22 protein-coding genes and 1 pseudogene are annotated in these 22,505 nt (G+C 70.0%); 12 read left to right on the top strand and 11 right to left on the bottom strand.

The window, feature by feature from the left end; genetic code table 11:
- The first annotated feature begins 112 nt into the window (after positions 1-112).
- Positions 113-718, top strand: a complete 606-nt coding sequence (locus KHP12_RS08065; protein ID WP_210608737.1) for an extensin — start codon at positions 113-115, stop codon at positions 716-718.
- A 29-nt stretch (positions 719-747) separates the two neighbouring features.
- Here KHP12_RS08065 and KHP12_RS08060 read toward each other — a convergent pair whose 3' ends face one another.
- The 5 genes from KHP12_RS08060 to KHP12_RS08040 all read right to left on the bottom strand — a co-directional run bounded on the left by KHP12_RS08060 (position 748) and on the right by KHP12_RS08040 (position 6,294).
- The gene (locus tag KHP12_RS08060) at positions 748-1,572 is read right to left on the bottom strand and encodes a lysozyme (protein WP_372455292.1); all 825 of its coding nucleotides are present in this window, start codon (positions 1,570-1,572) and stop codon (positions 748-750) included.
- Between the two features lie 319 nt (positions 1,573-1,891).
- The gene (locus KHP12_RS08055) at positions 1,892-2,539 is read right to left on the bottom strand and encodes a TetR/AcrR family transcriptional regulator (RefSeq protein WP_086881259.1); all 648 of its coding nucleotides are present in this window, start codon (positions 2,537-2,539) and stop codon (positions 1,892-1,894) included.
- A gap of 10 nt (positions 2,540-2,549) precedes the next feature.
- Entirely contained in the window at positions 2,550-4,712 is a 2,163-nt protein-coding gene (locus KHP12_RS08050; RefSeq protein ID WP_086881258.1) for a xanthine dehydrogenase family protein molybdopterin-binding subunit, read from the bottom strand.
- Positions 4,709-5,710, bottom strand: a complete 1,002-nt coding sequence (locus KHP12_RS08045) for an FAD binding domain-containing protein (protein WP_211832197.1) — start codon at positions 5,708-5,710, stop codon at positions 4,709-4,711. Before KHP12_RS08045 ends, KHP12_RS08050 begins: the two co-directional genes overlap by 4 nt.
- On the bottom strand, positions 5,707-6,294 hold the full coding sequence (locus tag KHP12_RS08040) for a (2Fe-2S)-binding protein (RefSeq protein WP_211832194.1): 588 nt from the start codon (positions 6,292-6,294) through the stop codon (positions 5,707-5,709). Before KHP12_RS08040 ends, KHP12_RS08045 begins: the two co-directional genes overlap by 4 nt.
- A 50-nt stretch (positions 6,295-6,344) precedes the next feature.
- Here KHP12_RS08040 and KHP12_RS08035 point away from each other — a divergent pair, with 50 nt between their 5' ends.
- Together KHP12_RS08035 and KHP12_RS08030 are read left to right on the top strand one after the other, a co-directional pair.
- Entirely contained in the window at positions 6,345-7,496 is a 1,152-nt protein-coding gene (locus KHP12_RS08035; RefSeq protein WP_211832191.1) for an XdhC family protein, read from the top strand.
- A 50-nt stretch (positions 7,497-7,546) separates the two neighbouring features.
- Positions 7,547-8,911, top strand: coding sequence for an MFS transporter (locus tag KHP12_RS08030; protein ID WP_372455183.1), 1,365 nt, complete (start codon positions 7,547-7,549; stop codon positions 8,909-8,911).
- A 111-nt stretch (positions 8,912-9,022) separates the two neighbouring features.
- On the opposite strand, the gene gnd is transcribed toward KHP12_RS08030, so the two are convergent.
- Positions 9,023-10,477, bottom strand: coding sequence for an NADP-dependent phosphogluconate dehydrogenase (gene gnd, locus KHP12_RS08025; RefSeq protein ID WP_086881254.1), 1,455 nt, complete (start codon positions 10,475-10,477; stop codon positions 9,023-9,025).
- Between the two features lie 398 nt (positions 10,478-10,875).
- Here gnd and KHP12_RS08020 point away from each other — a divergent pair, with 398 nt between their 5' ends.
- From KHP12_RS08020 to KHP12_RS53790, 5 genes and pseudogenes are all read left to right on the top strand, one after another.
- Positions 10,876-11,244 (top strand): DUF952 domain-containing protein, encoded by a 369-nt coding sequence (locus KHP12_RS08020; RefSeq protein ID WP_086881253.1) that lies wholly within the window; start codon positions 10,876-10,878, stop codon positions 11,242-11,244.
- A gap of 78 nt (positions 11,245-11,322) precedes the next feature.
- A complete protein-coding gene (locus KHP12_RS08015; protein ID WP_208652957.1) occupies positions 11,323-11,508 on the top strand; it encodes a hypothetical protein in 186 nt (61 codons plus the stop codon).
- Between the two features lie 323 nt (positions 11,509-11,831).
- Positions 11,832-12,662: a SigB/SigF/SigG family RNA polymerase sigma factor gene (locus KHP12_RS08010; RefSeq protein ID WP_086881262.1), complete on the top strand. Its 831-nt coding sequence runs from the start codon at positions 11,832-11,834 to the stop codon at positions 12,660-12,662.
- An 89-nt stretch (positions 12,663-12,751) separates the two neighbouring features.
- Positions 12,752-12,985: a DUF5133 domain-containing protein gene (locus KHP12_RS08005; protein ID WP_086881252.1), complete on the top strand. Its 234-nt coding sequence runs from the start codon at positions 12,752-12,754 to the stop codon at positions 12,983-12,985.
- 396 nt (positions 12,986-13,381) lie between these two features.
- Positions 13,382-13,474, top strand: a pseudogene (locus tag KHP12_RS53790) (IS5 family transposase); the annotation flags it as partial.
- Positions 13,475-13,525: 51 nt separating this feature from the next.
- Here KHP12_RS53790 and KHP12_RS08000 read toward each other — a convergent pair.
- The 3 genes from KHP12_RS08000 to KHP12_RS07990 all read right to left on the bottom strand — a co-directional run bounded on the left by KHP12_RS08000 (position 13,526) and on the right by KHP12_RS07990 (position 16,793).
- Positions 13,526-14,224, bottom strand: a complete 699-nt coding sequence (locus KHP12_RS08000) for an alpha/beta fold hydrolase (RefSeq protein ID WP_086881261.1) — start codon at positions 14,222-14,224, stop codon at positions 13,526-13,528.
- A gap of 286 nt (positions 14,225-14,510) precedes the next feature.
- Positions 14,511-15,677 carry an IS4 family transposase gene (locus KHP12_RS07995; RefSeq protein ID WP_244202714.1) on the bottom strand — a complete coding sequence of 389 codons (1,167 nt, stop codon included), beginning with the start codon at positions 15,675-15,677 and terminating at the stop codon, positions 14,511-14,513.
- Between the two features lie 231 nt (positions 15,678-15,908).
- Entirely contained in the window at positions 15,909-16,793 is an 885-nt protein-coding gene (locus KHP12_RS07990; RefSeq protein ID WP_086881251.1) for an SDR family oxidoreductase, read from the bottom strand.
- A gap of 177 nt (positions 16,794-16,970) precedes the next feature.
- Between KHP12_RS07990 and KHP12_RS07985 the strand changes: the two genes are divergently transcribed.
- Positions 16,971-17,528, top strand: coding sequence for a hemerythrin domain-containing protein (locus KHP12_RS07985; protein ID WP_086881260.1), 558 nt, complete (start codon positions 16,971-16,973; stop codon positions 17,526-17,528).
- A gap of 187 nt (positions 17,529-17,715) precedes the next feature.
- On the opposite strand, the gene KHP12_RS07980 is transcribed toward KHP12_RS07985, so the two are convergent.
- Together KHP12_RS07980 and KHP12_RS07975 are read right to left on the bottom strand one after the other, a co-directional pair.
- Complete coding sequence (locus KHP12_RS07980; RefSeq protein WP_308016719.1) at positions 17,716-18,732, bottom strand: Gfo/Idh/MocA family protein; 1,017 nt, start codon at positions 18,730-18,732, stop codon at positions 17,716-17,718.
- Positions 18,729-20,102 carry an NDP-hexose 2,3-dehydratase family protein gene (locus KHP12_RS07975; protein WP_211832188.1) on the bottom strand — a complete coding sequence of 458 codons (1,374 nt, stop codon included), beginning with the start codon at positions 20,100-20,102 and terminating at the stop codon, positions 18,729-18,731. Before KHP12_RS07975 ends, KHP12_RS07980 begins: the two co-directional genes overlap by 4 nt.
- Positions 20,103-20,399: 297 nt before the next feature.
- Here KHP12_RS07975 and KHP12_RS07970 point away from each other — a divergent pair, with 297 nt between their 5' ends.
- The 3 genes from KHP12_RS07970 to rfbB are packed head-to-tail and all read left to right on the top strand — an operon-like array spanning position 20,400 to position 22,494.
- On the top strand, positions 20,400-20,606 hold the full coding sequence (locus tag KHP12_RS07970) for an MbtH family protein (protein ID WP_037956655.1): 207 nt from the start codon (positions 20,400-20,402) through the stop codon (positions 20,604-20,606).
- Positions 20,607-20,631: 25 nt separating this feature from the next.
- Positions 20,632-21,504 (top strand): glucose-1-phosphate thymidylyltransferase RfbA, encoded by an 873-nt coding sequence (gene rfbA / locus KHP12_RS07965; RefSeq protein WP_086881248.1) that lies wholly within the window; start codon positions 20,632-20,634, stop codon positions 21,502-21,504.
- A 12-nt stretch (positions 21,505-21,516) separates the two neighbouring features.
- Positions 21,517-22,494: a dTDP-glucose 4,6-dehydratase gene (rfbB, locus tag KHP12_RS07960; RefSeq protein ID WP_086881247.1), complete on the top strand. Its 978-nt coding sequence runs from the start codon at positions 21,517-21,519 to the stop codon at positions 22,492-22,494.
- Positions 22,495-22,505: the final 11 nt, after the last annotated feature.

Here is a 22,505-nt window from a genome sequence, read left to right as displayed (position 1 = left end):
ATCTGGCTGGTTCTTTACTGTCTAATACGTGTGCGTCGGACATCTGTTCCGCTGGGAATCGGGCTTCCGGGGCACCCCACCCAACCCATGCCATAACGGGGAGACCAGCGAAATGGGTCGACACAGCCGACCGACCGCCGCACAGCAGGCGCGTACTACGACGCTCAAGGCGGCCACCGCCCTCGGAGTGGCCGGAACCATAGCCTTCGGCCTCCACTCGACGGTCGGCGGTGACAAGTCCGTCGAGGCCCGGTCCGATGTGAACGCACAGCAGGCGCAGGCGCCGGACGACGTCGAGCCCACCGCGGATCACTCGCCCTCGCAGAGCCATGTCTCGCCCAGCGAGTCCTCGAAGCCGAAGCTGATCTCCGACCACACCGACGCCACCTCCGGCGGCGGCGGTTCGGACCGAAGCGCCGGCACACCGCGGCACGCCGCCCCGGCCACCCCGGACGCGGCCCCCTCCAAGGCCGCGCCCACCATGGCGCCCACCGCCCCCGCGCAGCGGAACGACCAGGTGCCCTCGTCGCCCTCCGCACCGAGCGGGACGACCCCGAGCGCCGACCCGACCACTCCGTCGCAGCAGCCCAGCCAGCCGTCGCAGACCCCCGGTCAGGGCGGCCACCACGGCAAGGGCGTGGTGGGCGGACTGGTGGACGGTGTCGGCGACACCCTGGACGGGGTGCTCGGCGGGGTCGGTGGGGTGCTCGGCGGCTAGTCCGTCAGAAGGACCCTGGCGCCGCCGCCTCACCCCGTGGCCAGCGCCTTGAGGCCCGCCAGGCTTCCGTTGAACCGGTTGTGGTCACCCACCAGCGGCCCGCTGGAGGTGTACTGCCACAGGGTGTGGGCCTTCCAGCCGGCCGGCAGCGGCCCGGGGGTGGCGGCGTACCGCGCCAGCCACAGCGGGTTCCGCTCGGCGAAGGCGGCGCTGTCGCCGGTGCACGTCTGCCACCAGCCGGTGGTCGTGTAGATCACCGGCTGGCGCCCGGTGCGCTCCTTGACCCGCGCGGTGAAGTCGCCGATCCAGTTCACGATCTGGGCGGCGGACAGGCCGTAGCAGGTTGCTCCGTACGGGTTGTACTCGAGGTCCAGGACGGGCGGCAGTGTCCTGCCGTCGTCCGACCAGTCGCCGCCGCCCGCGACGAAGAAGTCCGCCTGACGGGTGCCACTGGAACGGTCCGGCAGGGCGAAGTGGTAGGCGCCGCGGATCATGCCCTGCTGGAAGGAGCCGTTGTACTGCGCGGCGAACGAGGGGTTCTTGTAGGTCGTGCTCTCGGTGGCCTTCACATAGGCGAATCGGACGTCGTCGTCCCACAGGGCCGCCCAGTCGACCGAACCCTGGTGGTCGCTGACGTCCACGCCCTCCACCGAGGCCGCTCTGGTGGCCCGGGGCGTGGCGCCGGGGTCGGTCTTCTCGTGACGGGCGATGGTCGAGCCCATCCAGTCCCGCTCGGGGTGCGGGACGGACGCCGCGGGGGCCGGGCCGTTGCCGGCGTCGTGGCCGGGGTCGGTCGTCGAGGCCGTGGCCGGTAGGAGGGTGGCGAGGACGGTGGCGGTGACCGCCACTCCCAGGCCGCCGAGGGCGTAGGGCGAGCGCAGACGCGAGGGGCGCCGGTGGGCGCCCTTAGAGCCTGTGTCATATCCCCGGCCGGGCGTGCGACGCCTGGCACGCACGCTCGCCGCGTTGCCGAAACGCCCATGTGGCTCCGCCACGAGGGCGCTCCGGCGCCTTGCGATCGCACGCACCAGACGCCGCACGCTGATCCGACCGGGGATATGACACAGGCTCTTACCGGATTTCAGGGACATCTGTTCCTCCGATCCGTTCCGCATCGACGGTATGCGCGCCGAACGAAGAACGTGAAGCGGAACGGGAAATTCTGTCCCTCCGTCAGCGGTCCCGGCCCTCCTCGCCGAACGGCCCGGACGGCACGCCGTAGCCCGCCACCAGCGCCCTCGCGGCCCGGGTCGCCCGGATGGCGACCTCCTCGACCACGTCATCCGGATCGCCGAACTTCCCTTCCAGCAATTGGGCGACATAGCCGCGGGCGAGCGCGTGCAGGGCGTCGAGCAACGCCACCGCCGTCACCGCGGCATCGCCCGGGGCGACCACCTCGAAGGCGCTGGGCAGCAGCAGATCCACGAACTCCCTGCTGCTGTCCCGTAGCTCCGGATGGGTGGCCCGCAGCCCCGGCGCGAAGAGGATGTCCAGCCCGCCGCGGTAGCGGGCCGCCGTGCGCACGAAGGTGCCCGCCACCGTCGCCAGCCGCTCCTGGGCGGACTCGACGTCGGCCACCGTGTCCAGGTAGATGGCCCGCAGCCGCCGCGAGACCTCCAGGGCGGCGGCCGCGAGCAGCGCGTCACGGTCGGCGAAGTGGCGGTACGGCGCGCCCGGGCTCACACAGGTGCGGCGCGCGGCCTCCGCCACGGAGAAGCCGCGCACTCCGACCTCGTCGATGATCTCCAGGGTCGTCTGCACCAGCGCGGCGGCCAGGTCGCCGTGGTGGTAGGTGGCGCGTCCCTTCGGGGTGGGTGCCATTCGGGTGACCCTACCCGACCCGCGATTCCGGCTCACCCGCCCCTGGCCTGCGCCTTTCGGCGGCCCGGGCGGCCCGCAGGGCGTCCCGCGAGCGCTCGATGCGGATCGGCAGATCCCGCACCCGCTCTCCGGTGGCATGGTGGAAGGCGTTTCCGATGGCCGCCGCCGCGCCCACGATGCCCAGTTCGCCGATGCCCTTGGCGCCCACCGGGTTGGTGGTGTTGTCGTCCTCCTCCAGCAGCACCACGTCCAGTCGCGGAACGTCGGCGTGGGCGGCGATGTGATAGCCCGCGAAGTCATGGTTGGCGAAGTCGCCGAAGACCGGATCGACCTCGCCGATCTCCAGCAGCGCCATCGACAGACCCATCGTCATGGCCCCGAGGAACTGGGAGCGCGCGGTGTGCGGATTGACGATCCGCCCGGCGGCGAACACGCCCAGCATCCGGTCCACCCGGATCTCACCGGTGTCGCCGTCCACCCGCACCTGGGCGAACTGCGCCCCGAAGGTGTGCCGTGACAGATCCGCCCGCTGCTCCAGGTCCTCGGCGGTGTCGGCCACCACCTCCAGACCGCCGTCCGGGACCACACCCCCGTAGGTGTCCAGCTCCTTCAACAGCGCACGGCACGCCTTGTCCACCGCCCAGCCCCACGATGCGGTGCCGAGCGAACCGCCCGCGAACGGCGCCATGCCCAGCGAGGCGCGCCCGATCTCCAGCCGCAGCCGCGACAGCGGAATGCCGAGCGCGTCCGCCGCCACCTGGGTGAGGGCGGTACGGGCGCCCGTGCCCAGGTCGGCCGCGCCGATGCGCACCCGGTACGTCCCGTCCTCCTCGGCGCGCGCCACCGCGGAGGAGGGGAAGGTGTAGTCCGGGTGGTGCGAGGCGGCCACACCGGTGCCCAGCAGCCAGCGCCCCTCACGCCGGATCCCCGGCGCCGGATCACGGCGCTCCCAGCCGAACCGCGCCGCGCCCTCGCGCAGACAGGCCACCAGGTTGCGGCTGCTGAACGGCTTGCCGCTCTCCGGGTCGGTCTCCGGCTCGTTGCGGATCCGCAGCTCCACCGGGTCCATGCCCAGCGCCCCGGCCAACTCGTCGACGGCCGACTCCAGCGCGAACATCCCCGGGGTGTGGCCGGGGGCGCGGAACCAGGCGGGCGTCATCACATCGAGCGGCGCCACCTTCACCGTCGTACGGGCGTGGGGCGCCGCGTACATCATCCGCGTCGAGGACACCGTCTGGTCGGCGAACGGCACCTGGGTCGAGCGCTGCTGCACCGACTCGTGCTGGATCACCGTCAGCCGGCCGTCGCGCTCGGCGCCCAGCCGCACCCGCTGGATCGTGGGGGAGCGGTAGGGGATCAGCTGGAACATCTGCTGCCGGGTCAGGGCGATCTTCACCGGCCGTTCGACGGCCCGCGCGGCGAGCGCCGCCAGCACCGTCGGCGAGCGCGGAATGCCCTTGGAGCCGAACCCCCCGCCGATGTACTCGGCCACGATCTCCACCGCGCCCAGCTCGATCCCGAACAGCGCGGACATCAGCTGCGCGCTCATATAGGGACCCTGGTCGGAGTTGAACAGCGTCAGCCGGTCCTCGTCCCACACCGCGATGGTGGCATGCGGCTCCATCGGGCTCGGATGCTCCACCGGAGTGGTGTACGTGGCGTCCACCCGCACCGGGGCGGTGGCCCAGGCGCCATCGGCGTCACCGCGCTCCACCAGACCCGGGCTGCCGTCGGTCACCGTCTCGGCGATCTCCAGCCGCTCGTCGTCGGCGCGCAGTACCACATCGTGCGGCTCCCGCTCATAGCTCACCCGGACCGCCGCCGCGCCCTCGCGCGCCGCCTCCAGCGAGGTGGCCACCACGGCGGCCACGATCTGGCCGTGGTACGCCACCTGAGGGGACTGAAGCACGAAGAGGTCCGCGCTCGCCTGCGCCTCCGCGTTCAGCCGCGGGGCGCCCGTGTGGTCGAGCACCGCCAGCACACCGGGCAGGGCCAGCGCGGGGGCGGAGTCCACCTCCGTCACCCGGCCGCGGGCGATGGTGGCCTGCACCGGCCATACGTAACTCACGTCCCGGGTGGGGAACTCATAGGCGTAGCGCGCCGCCCCGGTCACCTTGTCCAGGCCGTCGACCCGGGTCACCGGGGCGCCGACGCTCTGTTCGACGGTGGTCATGCGCGATCCCTCCTCGCGACGAGGTCGCGGACGCCCGCGACGATCAGATCAGTGGCCAGGTCGACCTTGAAGGCGTTGTCGGGAAGTGGCCGAGCCTCGGCCAGCTCGGCTTGCGCCGCCTCGCGCAGCGTCTCCTCGTCCGGCCGGGCGCCGTGCAGCCGCTCCTCGGCGATCCGGGCGCGCCACGGCCGCGGCGCCACTCCGCCGAGCGCGATCCGCACGTCCCGCAGCGAGCCGTCCTCGGCCACGGACACCGCGGTGGCGACGCTCACCAGCGCGAAGGCGTACGACCAGCGGTCGCGCACCTTGCGGTAGCGCATCCGGGCACCGTGCGGCGGCGGGGGCAGCTCCACGGCGGTGATGAGGTCGCCGTGGTCCAGGACGGTCTCCCGGTGCGGTGTGTCGCCGGGCGGCAGATACAACTCCGCCACCGGAACGGCGCGCGAGCCGCCGTCCACCGACCGCACGTGCGCCACCGCGTCGAGCGCCACCAGCGCCACCGCCATGTCGGAGGGGTGGGAGGCCACGCAGTGGTCGGAGGTGCCCAGCACGGCCAGATCGCGGTGCGCGCCCTGGATCGCCGGGCACCCGGTGCCCGGCTCGCGCTTGTTGCACGGCTTGGTCACGTCCTGGAAGTACCCGCAGCGGGTGCGCTGGAGCAGATTGCCGCCCACCGTGGCGACCGTGCGCAGCTGCCCGGAGGCCCCCGCCAGCAGCGCCTGGGACAGCAGCGGGAAGCGCTCACGGATGCCCGGATCGCCCGCCAGCGCGCCGTTGCGCACGGTGGCGCCGATGAGCACGGAGCCGTCCGCGCGGTGCTCGATCCGGTCGTACGGCAGCCGGGAGACGTCGATGAGCAGACCCGGGTCGGTGACGCCGAGCTTCATCAGGTCCACCAGATTGGTGCCGCCGCCGAGATAGGTGGCATCGGGGCGCTGGGCGATCAGCGCGGCCGCCTCGGCGGCGTCGCCCGCGCGGGCGTAGGCGAACTCCTTCATCGGGCACCCCCGACGGTGGCCGTGTCCTGGGCGCCTCGGGCGCCCGCGGCCTCCAGCACGGCCTCGACGATCCCGTTGTACGCGCCGCAGCGGCACAGGTTGCCGCTCATCCGCTCGCGCACCTCCCGCGCGTCCAGCGCGGAGACATCGGCCACCCCGGTGGCGGTGTCCTCGGTGACATGGCTGGGCCAGCCGCGCCCGGCCTCGCCCAGCGCCCCGATGGCGGAGCAGATCTGGCCCGGGGTGCAATAGCCGCACTGGAGCCCGTCGTGGTCGAGGAAGGCGCGCTGCACCGGGTGCAGCTCCCCGCCGTCCGACAGCGCCGCCACGCCCTCGATGGAGACGATCTCGCGCTCCTCGGCGGTCACCGCGAACATCAGGCAGCTGTTCACCCGCTCACCGTCCACCAGCACCGTGCAGGCCCCGCACTGACCGTGGTCACAGCCCTTCTTGGTGCCGGTGAGCCCCAGCCGCTCGCGCAGCACATCGAGCAGGGTCGTCCGGTTGTCGATCGTCAGGGAATGGGACGTGCCGTTGATCCGCAAGGTGATGTCGCTACTCGGTGAGTGATGTGAGAGGCTCATACATTGAATGTATCAACCTCTTACATCCGTGGCGAGGAGATATGAATTCCATGCGGGACGTCGTAGCGCAGATGCACCGATGGTGGGGCGAGGGCGAGCCGTTCGCCCGGGCCACGGTGGTGGCGACCTGGCATTCCTCTCCGCTGCCGCCCGGGACGTCCATGCTGGTCGGACCCGATGGCGCGGCGATCGGCAGCGTCTCCGGCGGCTGTGTCGAGGGCGCCGTCTATGAACTGGCCCAGGAGGTGACCGACAGCGGCAGGCCCGTGCTGGAGCGCTATGGCGTCAGCGACGACGACGCCTTCGCGGTCGGGCTGACCTGCGGCGGAATCATCGATGTCTATGTGGAGCGGATCGACCCCACGGGCTTCCCCGAACTGGGCGAGGTGGCCGAGGCGGTGGCCGCCGGGGAGCCGGTGGCCGAGGTGATCTGCGTGGCCGTCGACGGGCCCGACCCGGAGGGACGGCTGGGCCGCCGGCTGGTCGTACGGCCCGACGGCACCTCCGGATCCCTCGGCTCCGGACGGCTGGACGGGGCCGTCGCCGAGGACGCGCGCGGACTGCTGGCGGGCGGGCGCACCGAGACCCTGCGCTTCGGCTACGACGGCGTCCGCATGGACGAGGAACTCACCCTGTTCGTCTCGGTCCACGCCACCCCGCCGCGGATGCTGGTCTTCGGCGCCGTGGACTTCGCGGCGGCCATGGCCCGGATCGGCGCCTACCTCGGCTACCACGTCACCGTGTGCGACGCACGGCCCGTCTTCGCCACCCCGCGCCGCTTCCCCGAGGCACACGAGGTGGTGACCGACTGGCCGCACCGCTATCTGCGCGCCGAGGCGGAGGCGGGCCGGATCGACGAACGCACGGTGGTCTGTGTGCTCACCCACGACCCCAAGTTCGACGTGCCGCTGCTGGACGTCGCCCTGCGCCTGCCGCTGGCCTACGTGGGCGCCATGGGCTCGCGCCGCACCCACGACGACCGGCTCCGCCGGCTGCGCGCCACCGGTCTCGGCGAGGAGGCGCTGGCCAAGCTCGCCTCGCCGATCGGCCTGGACCTCGGCGCCCGTACCCCGGAGGAGACCGCCGTCAGCATCGCGGCCGAGATCATCGCCGACCGCTGGGGCGGCAGCGGCACCCGGCTGACCTCCCTCAGCGGCAGCATCCACAGTCAGGAGCCGATGCGGTCCGCGGCCGGAGGCTGAGACGGGGCCACGGCCCGGGCCGGGGATCGTCACAATGGTTCCCGGCCCGAATGGATGTAGGAGGAATCGAACCAGCCGTGGAGACCGCTCGAAGCAGCGACGACGACATAGAACCCACAGCCGCCGCCGAGGACGCGCCCCTCGGCGCCGGGGACACCGCCCCGCCGCCGAGACCCGGCTGGCGCCGCTGGGTGATGGACACCCGGCCGCTGCGCCACCGCCCCTTCCGCCGGCTGTGGAGTTCCACCACCGTCACCGCCATCGGCAGCCAGCTCACCGCCGTCGCCGTGCCCAAGCAGATCTACGACATCACCGGCTCGTCGGCGTGGGTCGGCTACGCCAGCTTCGCCGGACTCCTCCCACTGGTGGTCTTCGCGCTGTGGGGCGGGGTGGTGGCCGACCGGATGGACCGGCGCACCCTGATGCTCGTCACCAACGTGGGCATCGCCGTCACCTCGGTGCTGTTCTGGGCGCAGTCCTTCGCCGGTCTGGACTCGGTGGCGCTGCTCATGGTGCTGCTCGCCGTCCAGCAGGGCTTCTTCGGCATGAACTCCCCGGCCCGCAGCGCCTCCGTCGCCCGTCTCGTCCCCGCCGACGAACTGCCCGCCGCGGGCGCCCTCCAGTCCACCGTCGCCCAGACGGGCATGATCCTCGGCCCGCTGCTCGCGGGCGCCCTGATCCCCGTCCTCGGCCTGCCCGCGCTCTACCTCATCGACGCCGTGGCGCTGTGCGTCACCCTGTGGGCCGTCTGGCGGCTGCCCGCCCTGCCGCCCCTCACCGAGGGCGCCACGGGCGGCGCGCGGCGGGGCGGATGGCGCGATGTGGCCGACGGCTTCCGGTACATCGCCGCCCACCGCATCCTGCTGATGTCCTTCCTCGCCGACATCATCGCCATGGTCTTCGGCATGCCCCGCGCGCTCTTCCCCCAGCTCGCCGCGCACACCTACGCGCCCTGGGGCGAGGGGTTCGCGCTCGGCCTGCTCTTCGCGGCGATCCCGCTCGGCGCGGTGGCCGGCGGTCTGCTGTCCGGCACCTTCTCCCGCGCCCGCCGCCACGGCTTGATGGTCATCGCCGCCGTGGTGGCCTGGGGCGTGGCCATCACCGGATTCGGGCTCAGCCTCAACCTGTGGTGGGCGGTGGCCTTCCTCGCCCTCGCGGGCGTGGCCGACATGGTCTCGATGGTCTTCCGCGGGACGATCCTCCAGGCCGCCGCCACCGACGACATGCGCGGCCGGATGCAGGGCGTGTTCACCGTGGTGGTGGCGGGCGGCCCGCGCATCGCCGATCTGCTGCACGGCACCGCGGGCTCGCTCCTCGGGGCCCGCGCGGCGGTCGCCGCGGGCGGGCTGCTGGTGGCCGTCAGCACACTCGGGCTCGCCGTCGCGGTGCCCGCGTTCCGCCGCTACACGCCCTGACGGCGCGGCCGCGGCTACACGCCCTGACGGCGCGGCCGCGGCACAACGGCACCACAGCGCGACGGCCGTGCCCCGCCGGAATCCTGGGCAGGGGCACGGCCGTCGCGGCCCTCAGGCCGTACGCTCGTCGCGGTCGCCGCCCCACAGCGTGTGGAACGAACCCTCGCGGTCCACCCGCCGGTAGGTGTGCGCGCCGAAGTAGTCCCGCTGCCCCTGGACCAGCGCGGCGGGCAGCCGCTCCGAGCGCAGCGCGTCGTAGTACGCCAGCGCCGCCGAGAAGCCCGGGGCCGGCACGCCCAGCTCGACCGAGGTGGCCACCACCCGCCGCCAGGCGTCCTGCGCCGCGCCCAGCGCCTCGGCGAAGTGGTCGTCGGTCAGCAGCGTGACGGGCTTGCGGTCCTTGGCGTACGCCTCGGTGATCCGGTTGAGGAACCGCGCCCGGATGATGCAGCCACCGCGCCAGATCCGCGCGACCGCCCCGGGGTCGATGTCCCAGCCGTACTCCTGGCTGCCCGCCTCGATCTGGTGGATGCCCTGCGCGTACGCCACGATCTTCGAGGCGTACAGCGCCTGCTCGACATCGTCGGCGAACCGCTCCGCGGCGGCCCCCGTGAGCCCCTTGCCGGATGGGCCCGGCAGCCCCTGCGAGGCGTCCCGCAGCTCCGCGTGGCCGGACAGCGAGCGGGCGAACACCGCCTCGGCGATCCCGCTCACCGGCACGCCCAGGTCCAGCGCGGTCTGCACGGTCCAGCGGCCGGTGCCCTTCTGCTCCGCCTGGTCCTGCACCACGTCCACGAACGGCTTGCCGGTGGCGGCGTCGGTGTGCCCGAGCACCTCGGCGGTGATCTCGATCAGATACGACTCCAGGCGGCCGCCGTTCCAGGTGCGGAACACCTCCGCGATCTCACCGGGCGACATGCCGAGCGCCCGCCGCAGCAGGTCGTACGACTCGGCGATGAGCTGCATGTCCGCGTACTCGATGCCGTTGTGCACCATCTTCACGAAGTGGCCGGCGCCGTCCGGCCCGATGTGGGTGCAGCACGGGGTGCCGTCCACCTTGGCGGAGATGGACTCCAGCAGCGGGCCGAGGGACTTGTAGGATTCCACCGATCCGCCGGGCATGATGCTGGGCCCGTTGAGGGCGCCCTCCTCGCCGCCGGAGATGCCGGTGCCCACGAAGTGCAGCCCGCGCTCGCGCAGAGACTTCTCCCGGCGCCGGGTGTCCTCGAAGTGGGCGTTGCCCCCGTCGATGATCACGTCGCCCTCTTCGAGGAGGGGTGCGAACTCCTCGATGACGGCGTCGGTGGGCGCACCCGCCTTGACCATGATGATCAGCCGCCGGGGCCGCTGGAGCGAGGCGACGAACTCCTCGGCGCTCTCCGCCGGCACGAAGTTCCCCTCGTGACCGTGCTCCTCCATCAGCGCCTTGGTCTTGGCGAACGTGCGGTTGTGGAGAGCGACGGTGTGCCCGTGCCGGGCGAAGTTGCGGGCGAGGTTGCTCCCCATGACGGCGAGCCCTGTGACGCCGATCTGGGCGGTGGGCTGGGCGGTGGAAGGGCTGGGCATACGGTGTTCCACTCCTGTCACGCGCATCGAATCCTTATGCGAGGCAGCAACGCCGAGGGGAGCGAGGATCTTCCCCGTCGATCAGCCGGATATCGCCCGGCCATAGTTGCACGATGTGCGCGACGGCGGACGAGTGTCCGAGGAAAGCGGCCAAGGTGTCTCATTTTTCTCCCGCTTGGCCGGGAGGCTGGACTGTGGGATCTCCACAAGGGGCGTAGTGGACGGGTGGCGGGGGTGAGACGGCTGCACGGTGGGCCCGCCGTCGGGTGATCTTGGCGCTTGCCGGCGGTCCTGAGCGGTTGGTGGCCTGGCCCGTCGTGGCCCGTCGGTCACCGCCGACGGCTGCAAGGGCCGAGCGGGCAGCAGCCTCGTCGTGCCCACTGCGGTATAACCGGGCCATGATCCGTCACGTTGTGACCGCCGCTGACTGGAATGCCCATCCCGAGCAGCCATACGGACCTGCTTCGCTTGCGGAGGACGGTTTTGTCCACTGCTCCCCCGACGAGGCGACCACCCTGAGCGTCGTGAACGCCTTCTACCGCGATGCGCCCAGGCCGCTGCTGGTGCTACTGCTCGACGAGGAGCGTCTTGCCTCTCGGGTGGAATGGGAAGAGGCGGCCCCCGTACCACCGCCCGGGGTCGGCGCGGACATCCTGTTTCCGCATGTGTTCGGCCCGATCAACCGTGATGCTGTCACGGGTGTCCTGGAGATCCAGTGGGATGGTGAAGGCCGGGCAACCGGAATGCGAGAGTGGCAGTCAGCCTGATGCCCAAAGGGCGCTGATCAGGGACAGAAGACAACAGGAGCTCAGCTGGCGCCGGCAGAGGGCGCGGTTGTTCTGTTCATGGGGCTCACTCGGCGGATCCGAAGGCTGCTGGACGCGCTGACCCGGGCGGCGATGCTGGGACTGGCCGGCTGGCTGGCGGTGGAGAACCAGTCACACGTACGCCGGCGCGATTTCCTCCGGCTGGGCGGGGCGGCCCAGGGCGCCTCGCTGCCGAGATCGGCGAGCCCTTCGCGCGGCATGTGATCGTCGGAGTTGTTGAGGACGGTCCAAGTGGGCCCCGGTGCGACGACGTTGGCGCGGACACCCCGGCCGAACCTCCGCACCGTTCGTAGGGGAGGTAGACGATGGCTACGTCGGCGCCCTCGCGTGCGTAGAGCAGGGCGACGGCACGGCCAAGCACTGGAACACAACGGTTTGACATCAGTATGCGGGGCTAGGAGAGTCGGCAACCGAGGTGCTTCGGAAAGCAGGCACACCCCGCGGGAGCCGCGCGTAACGCGCTGTGAGCCCCAGATGTGCCGCGCTGGGCTTCCGTGCTGCTGGACAGCAACGAGCAGGAAGCAGAGATGACACCGATGATCACCGCACCCGCACGTGCCCGCCACTCTCACGACGACGCCCCCGACACCCAGGCCGACTTCGAGCGACTGGCCGCGGCCTCCGATGGGCCCGAGCGGGAGGTGCTGGTGGAGGAGCTGGTGGCGGCCTGGCTGCCGATGGCTCACCGCCTCGCCCGCCGCTACCGCAACCGCGGAGAGAACCTGGAGGACCTGGAACAGGTCGCGGCGATGGGCCTGGTCAAGGCCGTCGACCGCTACGACGCGCAGCGCGGCGGCGCGTTCGAGCGGTATGCGATCCCCACGATCGTCGGGGAGCTCAAGCGGTACTTCCGCGACTACAGTTGGGACCTGCACGTTCCCCGGCGGGTGCAGGAGCTGCGCAACAAGGTCCGCGCCACCGTCCAGGAGATGGCCACCACCGAAGGCGCCGACCGCTCCCCGACCGTGGCGCAGGTCGCCGAAGCCGCCGGTATGAACGAGGAGGACGTGCTCACCGGCATGGAAGCCCTCGGCAGTTACCGTTCCCTCTCCCTGGACGCCGAGCTGACGGGTGCGGATGACGGCTACTCCCTGGCCGACACCCTCGGCCGGCCCGAGGCCCGCTACGAGACGGTCCTCGACCGCGAAGCGGTCAAGCCCTGCCTGCACCGGCTTCCGGAGCGGGAGCAGCACATCCTGTACCTGCGGTTCTTCCGCGATATGACCCAAGCCCGCATTGCCGATGAGCTGGGCATCTCCCAGATGCATGTCTCCCGTCTCATCTCCCGCAGCTGCCACGACATCCGCGAACAGGTCGAGACCGAGCCGCGGCCCCAGCCGATCCCGGCTGCCGCCTGATGCCCGGCGCCCGGCACCGGGCGCCGGGCAGCGCAGCGCGCATCGCTACCGCTACCGCTACCGCTACGAAGAGCGAAGAGGAGCCTTTCATGCTCATGGCCCACCCCGCGGTTCTCGCCGACCTCGTCCAGCAGTACGAGACCCTCCATGGCCTGCACGCCGAGAACGGCGGCCCGGAGGCTCAGCAGCGGCTCGATGATGTCTCCTACACGCTGTGCATCGCCACCGGTACCCGCGATGTCGACGCCGCTCTGATCGCCGCCCGCTACCAACTCCCCGGCGCCCGCACCGAAGACGACTCCCTCCTCATCCCCGACTCCTGAGAAACCCCACTGTGGGCCCGGCACCGGCCGGGCCCACAGGGCCCGGAAGCCGAAGCTGGGCCGTGGTCTCCGACGGGGCCTGCCGAGAGGACGCACCCCGAGCAGCCGAACTGCTCCCGTGGGTGTGCCTCCAGCCCGAAGCACACCGGGCGCCTGCCCGGCGCGCTCGCTCGCAGGCGGTGACCCGAAGGGTGGGCTCGTGCGGACCACAGCGGACCATGACATGGTCGATCCGGCGGTCCGTCGCTTCGGGCATGTCTCCTTGCCGTACCAAGGGGTTGGCAGGGCCGGCTGAAGGTGGGGCCCGCGGCGCCGGGCCACGCGCTCGCCCAGGCGTCCTGGTAGCAGACACTGACCCCGTTCAGGGACTGGAAGCCCCTGAAGCATCAATCGCCTCAAAGGCACCGGGCCGTGGCCACGCGGTATGACAAGCTCGCGGTCCACTACGAGGCGACCGTCCTCCTCGCAGCCATCAACGAGTGGCTGTGACCAGCGCGCGTGATGCACGCCGGCAAGGAGTCCGTAAGCATGGAACTGCAGTCACTTCGCAGCTATGCCGAGAAGGATCTGCGCCAGTTCGCGTGGTTGGGAAAGCATCGGCCAGTGACCGGTGTCCATCTCGATCAGCCGCCAGTGCTCGTTGGTCAGCAGCCTCGCCACGTCGTCGCTCGGCTCCGGGTCACCGAGCGTGCACTTGATGTACGTCGCCGGGAGATCGTCGAGCGGCCGTTCCAGCGCGGCGGGTTCGGTCAGCGTGGCGCCCGGGTGCGGCGTCGAGCCGCCCACGATCCGTGCGATCTGCTCATCGGTGAGACCGTGGCCTTTGTAGTGGGCCGCGGGCGCGACCGGCCAGAATCCTCCGTTCTCGGCGATGGCTGCCCGCACCATCGCCCCACCGTCCGGCCAGGCGGAGACGAACGGTTCGCCATCGGCCGGAACACTGGCGTCGACGAAGACCACGCAGGCCAGCCGGTCGCCGATCAGCCCGGCGGCCTGACCGACTGGGATGCCCGAGTAGCTGTGCCCTACCAGGGCGACGTCGCGCAGATCCTGGCGCTCGACCTCGTCAACGATGTCCTGAACGTGGGTCCGCTGCCCGGCCGGCACGTCTTGCTTCTCGGCGAGACCGGACAGTGTCAGCGGGTGGACGCGATGACCGGCCTCGCCCAGATACGGCACCACCTCGTCCCACGCCCACGATCCGAGCCGCGCACCTGCAACCAGCACGAAGTTCGCCATGGCCGCACCGTAGCGGAGCGGCACGACAACCGCTCCGGAAATACTTTCGATGCACGCCCTAAAGCCAATGCCGTTGCATTACGGGCCTGCGGGTTGGGGTCTTGTGATGAGGATGGCTTGCGTGCCGGTGCGGGTCGGTTGCGGCCCGAGACGGTGTTCAGCCCGTTTGAGCTGGTAACTGGACATCTTGCGTTTCACGGCTCGGGGCTGGCTGCGCAGGCGTCTGGCGGGCAGGAGTCGTTCCAAAAGGTCCTGCTCGAGCATCACCAAGGCCCTGACGAGCAGATCAGGGGGAAAAGCTGCCCGGTGTAACGGTCACGCTGCGCCGGGCAGAGCGCAGGGTCTCGGTGAAGGAGACCCGATCGGGGTCCAGACCACGGGTGGCGGCCGTTCTCAGCATGAGCTCGCGCAGGGCGTGGTGGACCAGCAGGTGTGCCCAGATCTGCTGACGGACACCATCAGGGGTCTTGCTGCTCAGTACGACACGGGCGCCGCGCTGATGGGTCTTGATCTCGGCGAAGACGGACTCGACCTCCCAGCGTTCGCGGTAGAGCGCGGCCAGCTGCCGGGCCGGATGGCGTCGGGCATCCAGCAGGGTGGTGACCAGCCGGTAGCCGTCAGCGGCACCCTCACCGCCCTGGCCCTTGAGCTGGTAGGCCAGAACCCGGACGGTGACCGGCTCATACCGGGCAGGGCCGCAGCTTGCCCGGATCTGTGACAGCCATGACCCGTCCCGGAACTGTTTGATGACCGGCAGGACGCGGTTGGCGGGCACTCGCCACAGCAGATCGGCGCCGGTGGCGGTGAAGGCCTGCCACAACGGGACACCGAGGAACTCACGGTCGGCCAGGACGAGCTGGCCCGGGCCGAGCGACCGTGGCAGGCGGCCGACCAGGGTGACTTCCCCGGTGCGGCAGCCGGCGAGTTCCGCGTCCAGCACCGCATGGCTGCCCACCTCCACCAAAGCAGCCATCCGCACCTGCGGGAACGCGCTCTTGCCCGGCCCGCGGCCGTTGCCCGGACGCCCGAAGGCGGCCTCGTTGGCTTCGCTGTCCGCGACGTCCCAGCAGGTCCCGTCCACCGCCAGCAGCCGCAAGCCCCGCCAGAACGCGCCGGGGGTCGTCTCGGTAGCCATCGGCTTGGCGGTCGTGGCGAACAGCACCCGCAGGGGCTCACAGCCCAGCCGCTGCCGGGCCCGGAACAGCGAGGACTTCGCCGGCACGTGCCAGTCGCCCAGCAGCCCCTGGCCCCGCAGTCCCTCCACCAGGTGCCGCATGACTTCCAGATACGGAGCCGGAGAGAACAACGCCAGCCCCAGCACGAAGTACACCACCAGCCGCGCGGGAAGCAGCCGTCTGCGTTGCTCCCCGCACCCGCAAGCCGCCACCACCCGATCCACCAACCCCGGCGGATACACCCAGGTCAACAGCCCCAGGCCCGATAACTCAGACACACGCGCAGACACCCGAACCACCCCCCGGGACCACTACCCAAGAACCCACGCCCAAGGCCTAAAACAACGGCATTGGCCCTAAAGCGTGTTGCACTGGGCTGTGAAGTGCTCGGCAGCTCGGGCGAGGCAGCCCCCGGGGTTAGGAGACGGGGTTGGGGAGCGCGGGGGTTTTCGGCGTGGTGCCGCTGTCGAGCACTCCTACGTGTCCGATGACGCGGGGCAGGGCCGGAACTAAGGCAGGGGCGTGCCGCCGGTGGCATTGAGGATTTCGGCGGTGACGTAGCTGGCCTGCTGCGAGGCCAGGAAAACGTACGCGGGGGCCATCTCGGCCGGCTGGGCCGGACGCCCCAGGGGGCTTTGCTCGCCGAATTGCGAGGTGTCGGGCAAGGTGGCGGGGATCAGCGGCGTCCACACGGGGCCGGGGGCCACGGCGTTCACCCGGATGCCGCGTTCCGCCAGATTGCCGGCCAGGCCCTGCGTGAAGGTCACGATGGCTCCCTTGGTCGTGGCGTAGTCGAGCAGATGGGGGCTGGGCTTGTACGCCTGCACCGAGGTGGTATTGATGATGCTGCCACCTTCCGGGATATGCGGCAGGGACATCTTGCAGAGCCAGAACATCCCGTACAGATTCGTGCGCATCACGCGGTCGAACTGCTCGGTGGTGATGTCTTCGAGCCCTCCCGACTGTGCCATTTGGAAGGCGGCATTGTTGACGAGGATGTCGATCGAGCCGAAGGCGTCGACCGCGCGGTCCACCAAGTCCCTGCACTCGGATTCATTACGGATATCGCAGGACACCGGAACGGCGCGGCGCCCGGCCTCTTTGATCAGACGTGCCGTCTCCTGGGCGTCTTTTTCTTCCTCGGGCAGATAGCTGAAAACGACGTCGGCGCCCTCACGGGCGAATGCGAGGGCTACGGCCCGCCCGATCCCGGAGTCACCGCCGGTGATCAGAGAATGTCGGTTCTCAAGCAGGCCACGGCCCTGGTAGCTGCCTTCTCCGTGGTCGGGCCGCGGCTCCATGTGGTCCGTGGCGCCGGGATGGGATTGGTCCTGCCGCGGAAATTCGGGCTGAGGGTAGCGCTTCCCTGGATGACGCTGGTCCTGTCCGCTCATGTGATGGCCTCCGAAACCAGAAGATCGGGTGCCCTGAGTTCCCCTCGGCAACACGTGCAAACCATCGGACGTCCGAAACCCTGGCGGCAGGCTTGTTAGCGGATGGGAATCGAGGGAACCCGGCCGTGACGCGACAGGCGCCATAGGTGTCAGGGACAGTGAAGGGCTGTGATGGTAGTGGGACATGGCGGGGATGTCATCGACGAACTGACCACCGACCACCGTGAGGTTGATGCGCTCTTTGAAGAGCTTCAGGCCGCCGCTCCGGGAAGTTCCGAGCGCAAGCGGCTGCTGGACAAGGTGACCATCGAATTGGTGCGACATTCAGTCGCTGAGGAAGAGCATCTCTATCCCGCCGTCCGCCGTCACTTGGCCGGAGGAGACGCGGTCGCCGACAAGGAGATCGCCGACCATTCCCGTGTCGAAAAGCTGCTGAAGGAACTGGAGGGGCGCGGGGCGGACGCCGTCGACTTCGACGAGCTCGTCACGAAGCTGAAAGCAGAGGTCACCAGTCACGTCCAGGACGAGGAACAGAATCTCTTCGTCCAGCTTCGGCAAGCGTGTGACAAGAATGAACTGAGCGAACTGGGGGAGAGGGTTCGTCGCGCGAAGAAGACCGCCCCCACCCGGCCGCATCCCAGCGCTCCGGACACTCCGCCGGGTAACAAGCTGCTCGCCCCCGGAGCGGGGCTGGTGGACCGAGCACGCGACTTCGTCACCGGGCGCGGCAAGTAGGCGCTGCGGGTCCGTGGCCACGGCGGCGCGGCGCGGCGCGCCGAGGGAGAGGGGCCGACCCCGACCGTGCCGCCGCGTACCCGCACGCGTGCCGTGGCCGGACTCCACATCGAGCTGTAGCCCGCGCCGCCAGATGTCCGACTCCCTCCGCTGCTCGCTCCTCGCCGCGGCCAGCGCCTATAAGCGGTCATCGGTCATCGGTCATGACGCGCACGGCTTGTCTGCGCACTTCGTCCACGCACTCCAGCAGGGCGACCGCGTCTCTCCGCTTGTCGGCCTCCGCGCTCCCGTCGCCCACTTCGCCCCCGCGCACCGCGGCCACGAAGTCCTCGAGACAGACGCGCAGTTGGTCGGACGCCGACAGCGTGAACCGCTCCTCGTGGTCCTGCTCCTCCAGCACCAGCACCGGCTGGTGAGCCGCGGGCGGAGTGAACGCGCGCGTCACCGACAGTCGACCCCGGTCTCCCCACAGCGTGTACGACGACGCGTACACGTGCTCGAAGCCGAACGTCACTTGGGCCAGTACCCCAGAAGGCGAGATCAGCAACGCCTGCCCCGACAGGTCGAGCCCGTCCGAGGCACGCGTGCGCAGCGTCGCCCCCGCCACCCGCAGCCCGGGCCCCAGCAGCAGCGCCGCGGCGCGCAACGGATAGACGCCCACGTCGAGCAGTGCCCCGCCGCCGAGGCCGGGTGCGTACCGGATGTCGTCAGCGGGGAGCGGCGGAATGCAGAAGGACGCCTGGAACGTGCTCGGAGTGCCGATCCGTCCGCGCCGCACCAGGTCGGCGGCGAACGCGTGTTGCGGATGGTGCGGGAACATGAAGTTCTCCCGCAGCACCAGACCGCGCTCCCGCGCGAGGGAGTACAACTGGCGTGCCTCGTCGGCGTTCACCCCGATCGGCTTCTCGACCAGCACATGCTTGCCGGCGCGTAGCGCGCGGTCCGCCCACGCGCGGTGCAGCGCCGTCGGCGTCGAGATGTACACCGCCTCCACGTCCGGGCGCTTCAGCAGCGCCGCGTAGTCCGTCTCCGCCGCACAGCCGAATTGCTCGGCGAAACGGCCCGCCTTCTCCACGCACCTGCCGGCGACCGCGATGAGATCGACCTCCGGCATGCTCACCGCGGTGGGTAGCACGCGCCTGCGGGCGATCGACGACGTGGCGAGCGCCCCCAGCCGCAATGGCCGGACTCTGGCCGGGCTCACAACGCCCGCAGTGCCGCCACCAGGGTCCTGGCCTGCACATTCACGTGATGACTGTAGTGGAGCAGTTCGTCCAACTGACATGGTGTCACCCAACGGAAATCGTCCGATACGGTGGGGAGGTCGCTCTCCGCCTCGATGATCAGATAACGGCTCTGGGCGTTCCGGAACCGGCCGCCTTCCTCCGACAGGACCACGTCGTAGGCGGCGCCGTCGGCGCGGGCCAGTGCCTCGGCGAGATAGGGCGGCTGGTCGGCGGCGGGCAGATGGGTGTAGTTCTCCGGCACGCACTGCACCGTGGGGCCGAGCTCGACCACGTCGAGGAATCCCGGCTCCGCCCGCGCCCGCAGCAGCGCGTGCGGTACACCGCCGACACGGCGGACGAACAGGGCCACGACTCCAGTGCCGTGCGGTTCGAGCAGCGGCTGGGACCAGGAGGGCACCTCACGCCGGCGCGAGGAGACATCGACCGCCACCACCTTGAAGTACAGCGCCCGCTCATGGGCCACCTCGTCCGCGGTGCGGTGCCAGCCCGCGGTCTCCGCGAGGCCGATCGGCACCACCTCGACCTCGTGCTCGGCCCGGCGCCGCGTGATCCAGCTACGGATCTCCCGGTCCGTGTGGAGCGCCCGCCGCGTGTCCTCCTGCCGCCAGTCCGGAAGGCAGGACAGGACAGTCCGCGCGTCCATGTTGACCAGGTTGTCCTGCCGCAGTAGCGCGTGGACTTGTCCCAGCGTCAGCCAGGCGAAGTCCTCACCCGCCTCGGCCTCGGGGCCGACCTCCACGACCATGTTGCGATTGCGCTTGCGCAGGAACCACGAGCCCTGTTCCGACTGTAGAACGTCCGCGACGACGGATTCGGGTGCCGCGCGGCGGAAGAGCTTCAGATAGGGGACGGCGGAACCACCGTGCACCCGCGAGTAGTTGCTCTTGGTCGCCTGCACCGTCGGCGACAGCTGCACGCCGTTGACGTTCCCCGGTTCGGGCTTCGCCTGCATCAGCAGATGCGGCACACCGTCGAAGTCCCGCAGCGCGATGCCGAGAAGGCCGATCTCCGGCTGTCGGATGATCGGCTGCGACCATGCGGACACCGGGCCGAAGTCCGATCGCACCCGCAGCCCGTGCACCGAGAAGAACCGTCCGCTCGCGTGCCGCAGATCGCCCGTCCGTTCGTCGAAGCCCCAGCCGCGCAAGGCGGCGAACGGCACCCGCTCCACTCGCTGCGCGTGCTCGCGACGACGTCTGTCGAGCCACGCCAGCACCTCCGGGTTACTCATCACCCCGCCGTCGACCGCGGCGGCGGAAGCGGCAAGCCTCGACACGCTACGGGGCTCCGCGGTGCGGGACGGCAACATCAGACCTGTCGCGGTCATCGACTCCGCCTCTACTCGTTCCGGGATACACGGCCGCCGAGCGCTCGGCGATCCGCGGGCCGCCTGGTGCGCGACATCGGCACCGCGCCGCCACCCAACGGTGGGTACAAAGGGCGGATCTTGCGGCGGCTGTTGCGCAGCAAGAGTGCCATAGGAGGGATTGCCTGGCACCGGTTCAGGGTGTGACGGGACCTGTAACTGTGGCTCTCGCGGACGCCCCTCCCGCCGGGGCACGTGAGGATGGTGGCGTTCAGGTGGCCTGTCCACCGCAGGACGGCATGAGAGGCAGAGACTGGCGTGAATCCTTTCGACGACCCCGACGCCGAGTTCTTGGTGCTGGTCAACGACGAGGGGCAGCATTCGCTGTGGCCCGCCTTCGCGGACGTGCCCGAGGGCTGGCATGTCGCCCACGGCAAGGACACCCGTGAAGCGTGCCTGGCGTACATCGAGGAGAACTGGACGGACATGCGGCCCAAGAGCCTGATCGAGGCGATGGGCGGCTGAGCCCGTCCTCGGCGCGCGTTACGGCATGAAGGGGATAGTCCTCGCGGGCGGGAGCGGTACCCGGCTGCATCCATTGACGCATGCGGTGTCGAAGCAGATCCTGCCCGTCTACAACAAGCCGATGGTCTACTATCCGCTGTCGGTGCTCATGCTCGGCGGGATCAGGGAAATCCTCGTCATATCGACTCCGCGCCATCTGGACTTGTTCCGTGTGCTCCTGGGCGACGGCAGCCAACTGGGGATGTCGATCGAGTACGCGGAGCAGCGTGCGGCGAACGGAATCGCCGAAGCCTTCGTCATCGGTGCGGAATTCATCGGGGACGAGCCCGTGGCACTCGTGCTCGGGGACAACATCTTCCATGGTCCCGGTTTTTCGAGGATGCTGCACCGGGAGGCAGGCAACATCGACGGCTGCGTGCTCTTCGGCTACCCGGTCAAGGACCCGGAGCGCTATGGCGTTGGCACCATGGACGAGCGGGGCCGGCTGATCCACCTGGAGGAGAAGCCGGCGGAGCCCACGTCAAATCTGGCGATCACCGGACTCTATCTCTATGACAACGACGTCGTGGACATCGCCAAGAATATCCGGCCGTCCGAGCGCGGCGAACTGGAGATCACCGACGTCAACCGGGTCTATCTGGAGCGCGGGAAAGCCAGGCTGATCAGCCTGGGCCGCGGCTTCGCCTGGCTCGACACCGGAACGCATGATTCGCTGCTCCAGGCCGGACAGTACGTCCAGCTCCTCGAACAGCGCCAAGGAGTGCGGATCGCCTGTCTCGAAGAGATCGCCTTCCGCATGGGGTTCATCGACGCCGCGGCCTGTTACGAGCTCGGCGAACAACTGCGACACACGGACTACGGAAAGTATCTCATGGACATCACGGCCGAAAACCGCTGAGGGGAAGAACTCATGCGCATAGTCGTGACTGGCGGCGCGGGCTTCATCGGCTCGCACTTCGTCCGTCAGGCACTGACAGGGGCGTACGAGGCCCTGGTGGACGCGGAGGTGGTGGTGGTCGACAAGCTCACCTACGCCGGCAACGAGGCCAACCTGGCGGAAGTTGCCACCAGTCCCCGGCTGCGCTTCGTGCGGGGTGATATCTGCGACGCGGCGCTCGTCAACGACCTGTTGCGCGGGGCCGACCAGGTAGTCCACTTCGCCGCCGAATCGCACGTCGACCGTTCCATAGCGGGCGCCGAGGAGTTCGTCAGGACCAATGTGCTGGGCACACACACTCTCCTTGAGGCGGCGGCCGAAGCCGAGGTGGCGAAATTCGTCCACGTCTCCACGGACGAGGTGTACGGCTCTATCGACCGGGGTTCTTGGACCGAGCACGAACCACTCGATCCCAACTCTCCCTATTCCGCGTCCAAGGCATCGTCCGATCTCCTGGCACGGGCCTTTTACCGCACCCACGGGCTTCCCGTGTGCGTGACCCGGTGCGCCAATAATTACGGTCCCTACCAGCATCCGGAGAAGGCCATCCCGCGGTTCATCACCAACCTCATGGATGGTGAGCCGGTGCCGCTGTACGGCGACGGCGCGAACGTGCGGGACTGGTTGCATGTCGAAGACCACTGCCGGGGCGTCGCCCTGGTCGCGGATAGGGGCCTGGCGGGGGAGGTGTACAACATCGGCGGTGGTACGGAACTGGCCAATCGGGAGCTCACGGAGAGAATACTCGCATTGCTCGGCGCCGACTGGTCGATGGTGCGGAAGGTGCCGGACAGAAAGGGACATGACCGTCGCTATTCGCTGGACATCACCAAGATTTCCGGCGAACTCGGCTACCGGCCCGCCGTGTCCCTCGAGGAGGGCCTGGCGGATACCGTGAAATGGTATGCGGGGCGGCGCGATTGGTGGGAGCCACTGAAGGTGAGTAGATAGTGGGTGGGCGC

This window comes from Streptomyces asiaticus (assembly GCF_018138715.1).
Lineage (GTDB): Bacteria > Actinomycetota > Actinomycetes > Streptomycetales > Streptomycetaceae > Streptomyces > Streptomyces asiaticus.
This window is presented reverse-complemented; position numbering and strand designations above follow the sequence as displayed.

Excerpts from the sequence above, each read along its gene's own strand:
- KHP12_RS08020 (WP_086881253.1), top strand. The coding sequence starts at position 10,876 with ATGATCCGTCACGTTGTGACCGCCGCTGACTGGAATGCCCATCCCGAG.
- rfbB (WP_086881247.1), top strand. The coding sequence starts at position 21,517 with ATGCGCATAGTCGTGACTGGCGGCGCGGGCTTCATCGGCTCGCACTTC.
- rfbA (WP_086881248.1), top strand. The coding sequence starts at position 20,632 with ATGAAGGGGATAGTCCTCGCGGGCGGGAGCGGTACCCGGCTGCATCCA.
- KHP12_RS08050 (WP_086881258.1), bottom strand. The coding sequence starts at position 4,712 with ATGACCACCGTCGAACAGAGCGTCGGCGCCCCGGTGACCCGGGTCGAC.
- KHP12_RS08065 (WP_210608737.1), top strand. The coding sequence starts at position 113 with ATGGGTCGACACAGCCGACCGACCGCCGCACAGCAGGCGCGTACTACG.
- KHP12_RS08035 (WP_211832191.1), top strand. The coding sequence starts at position 6,345 with ATGCGGGACGTCGTAGCGCAGATGCACCGATGGTGGGGCGAGGGCGAG.
- KHP12_RS08005 (WP_086881252.1), top strand. The coding sequence starts at position 12,752 with ATGCTCATGGCCCACCCCGCGGTTCTCGCCGACCTCGTCCAGCAGTAC.
- KHP12_RS08015 (WP_208652957.1), top strand. The coding sequence starts at position 11,323 with ATGGGGCTCACTCGGCGGATCCGAAGGCTGCTGGACGCGCTGACCCGG.
- KHP12_RS07990 (WP_086881251.1), bottom strand. The coding sequence starts at position 16,793 with ATGAGCGGACAGGACCAGCGTCATCCAGGGAAGCGCTACCCTCAGCCC.
- KHP12_RS07975 (WP_211832188.1), bottom strand. The coding sequence starts at position 20,102 with ATGACCGCGACAGGTCTGATGTTGCCGTCCCGCACCGCGGAGCCCCGT.
- KHP12_RS08045 (WP_211832197.1), bottom strand. The coding sequence starts at position 5,710 with ATGAAGGAGTTCGCCTACGCCCGCGCGGGCGACGCCGCCGAGGCGGCC.
- gnd (WP_086881254.1), bottom strand. The coding sequence starts at position 10,477 with ATGCCCAGCCCTTCCACCGCCCAGCCCACCGCCCAGATCGGCGTCACA.
- KHP12_RS08040 (WP_211832194.1), bottom strand. The coding sequence starts at position 6,294 with ATGAGCCTCTCACATCACTCACCGAGTAGCGACATCACCTTGCGGATC.
- KHP12_RS08055 (WP_086881259.1), bottom strand. The coding sequence starts at position 2,539 with ATGGCACCCACCCCGAAGGGACGCGCCACCTACCACCACGGCGACCTG.
- KHP12_RS08000 (WP_086881261.1), bottom strand. The coding sequence starts at position 14,224 with ATGGCGAACTTCGTGCTGGTTGCAGGTGCGCGGCTCGGATCGTGGGCG.
- KHP12_RS08010 (WP_086881262.1), top strand. The coding sequence starts at position 11,832 with ATGACACCGATGATCACCGCACCCGCACGTGCCCGCCACTCTCACGAC.
- KHP12_RS08030 (WP_372455183.1), top strand. The coding sequence starts at position 7,547 with ATGGATGTAGGAGGAATCGAACCAGCCGTGGAGACCGCTCGAAGCAGC.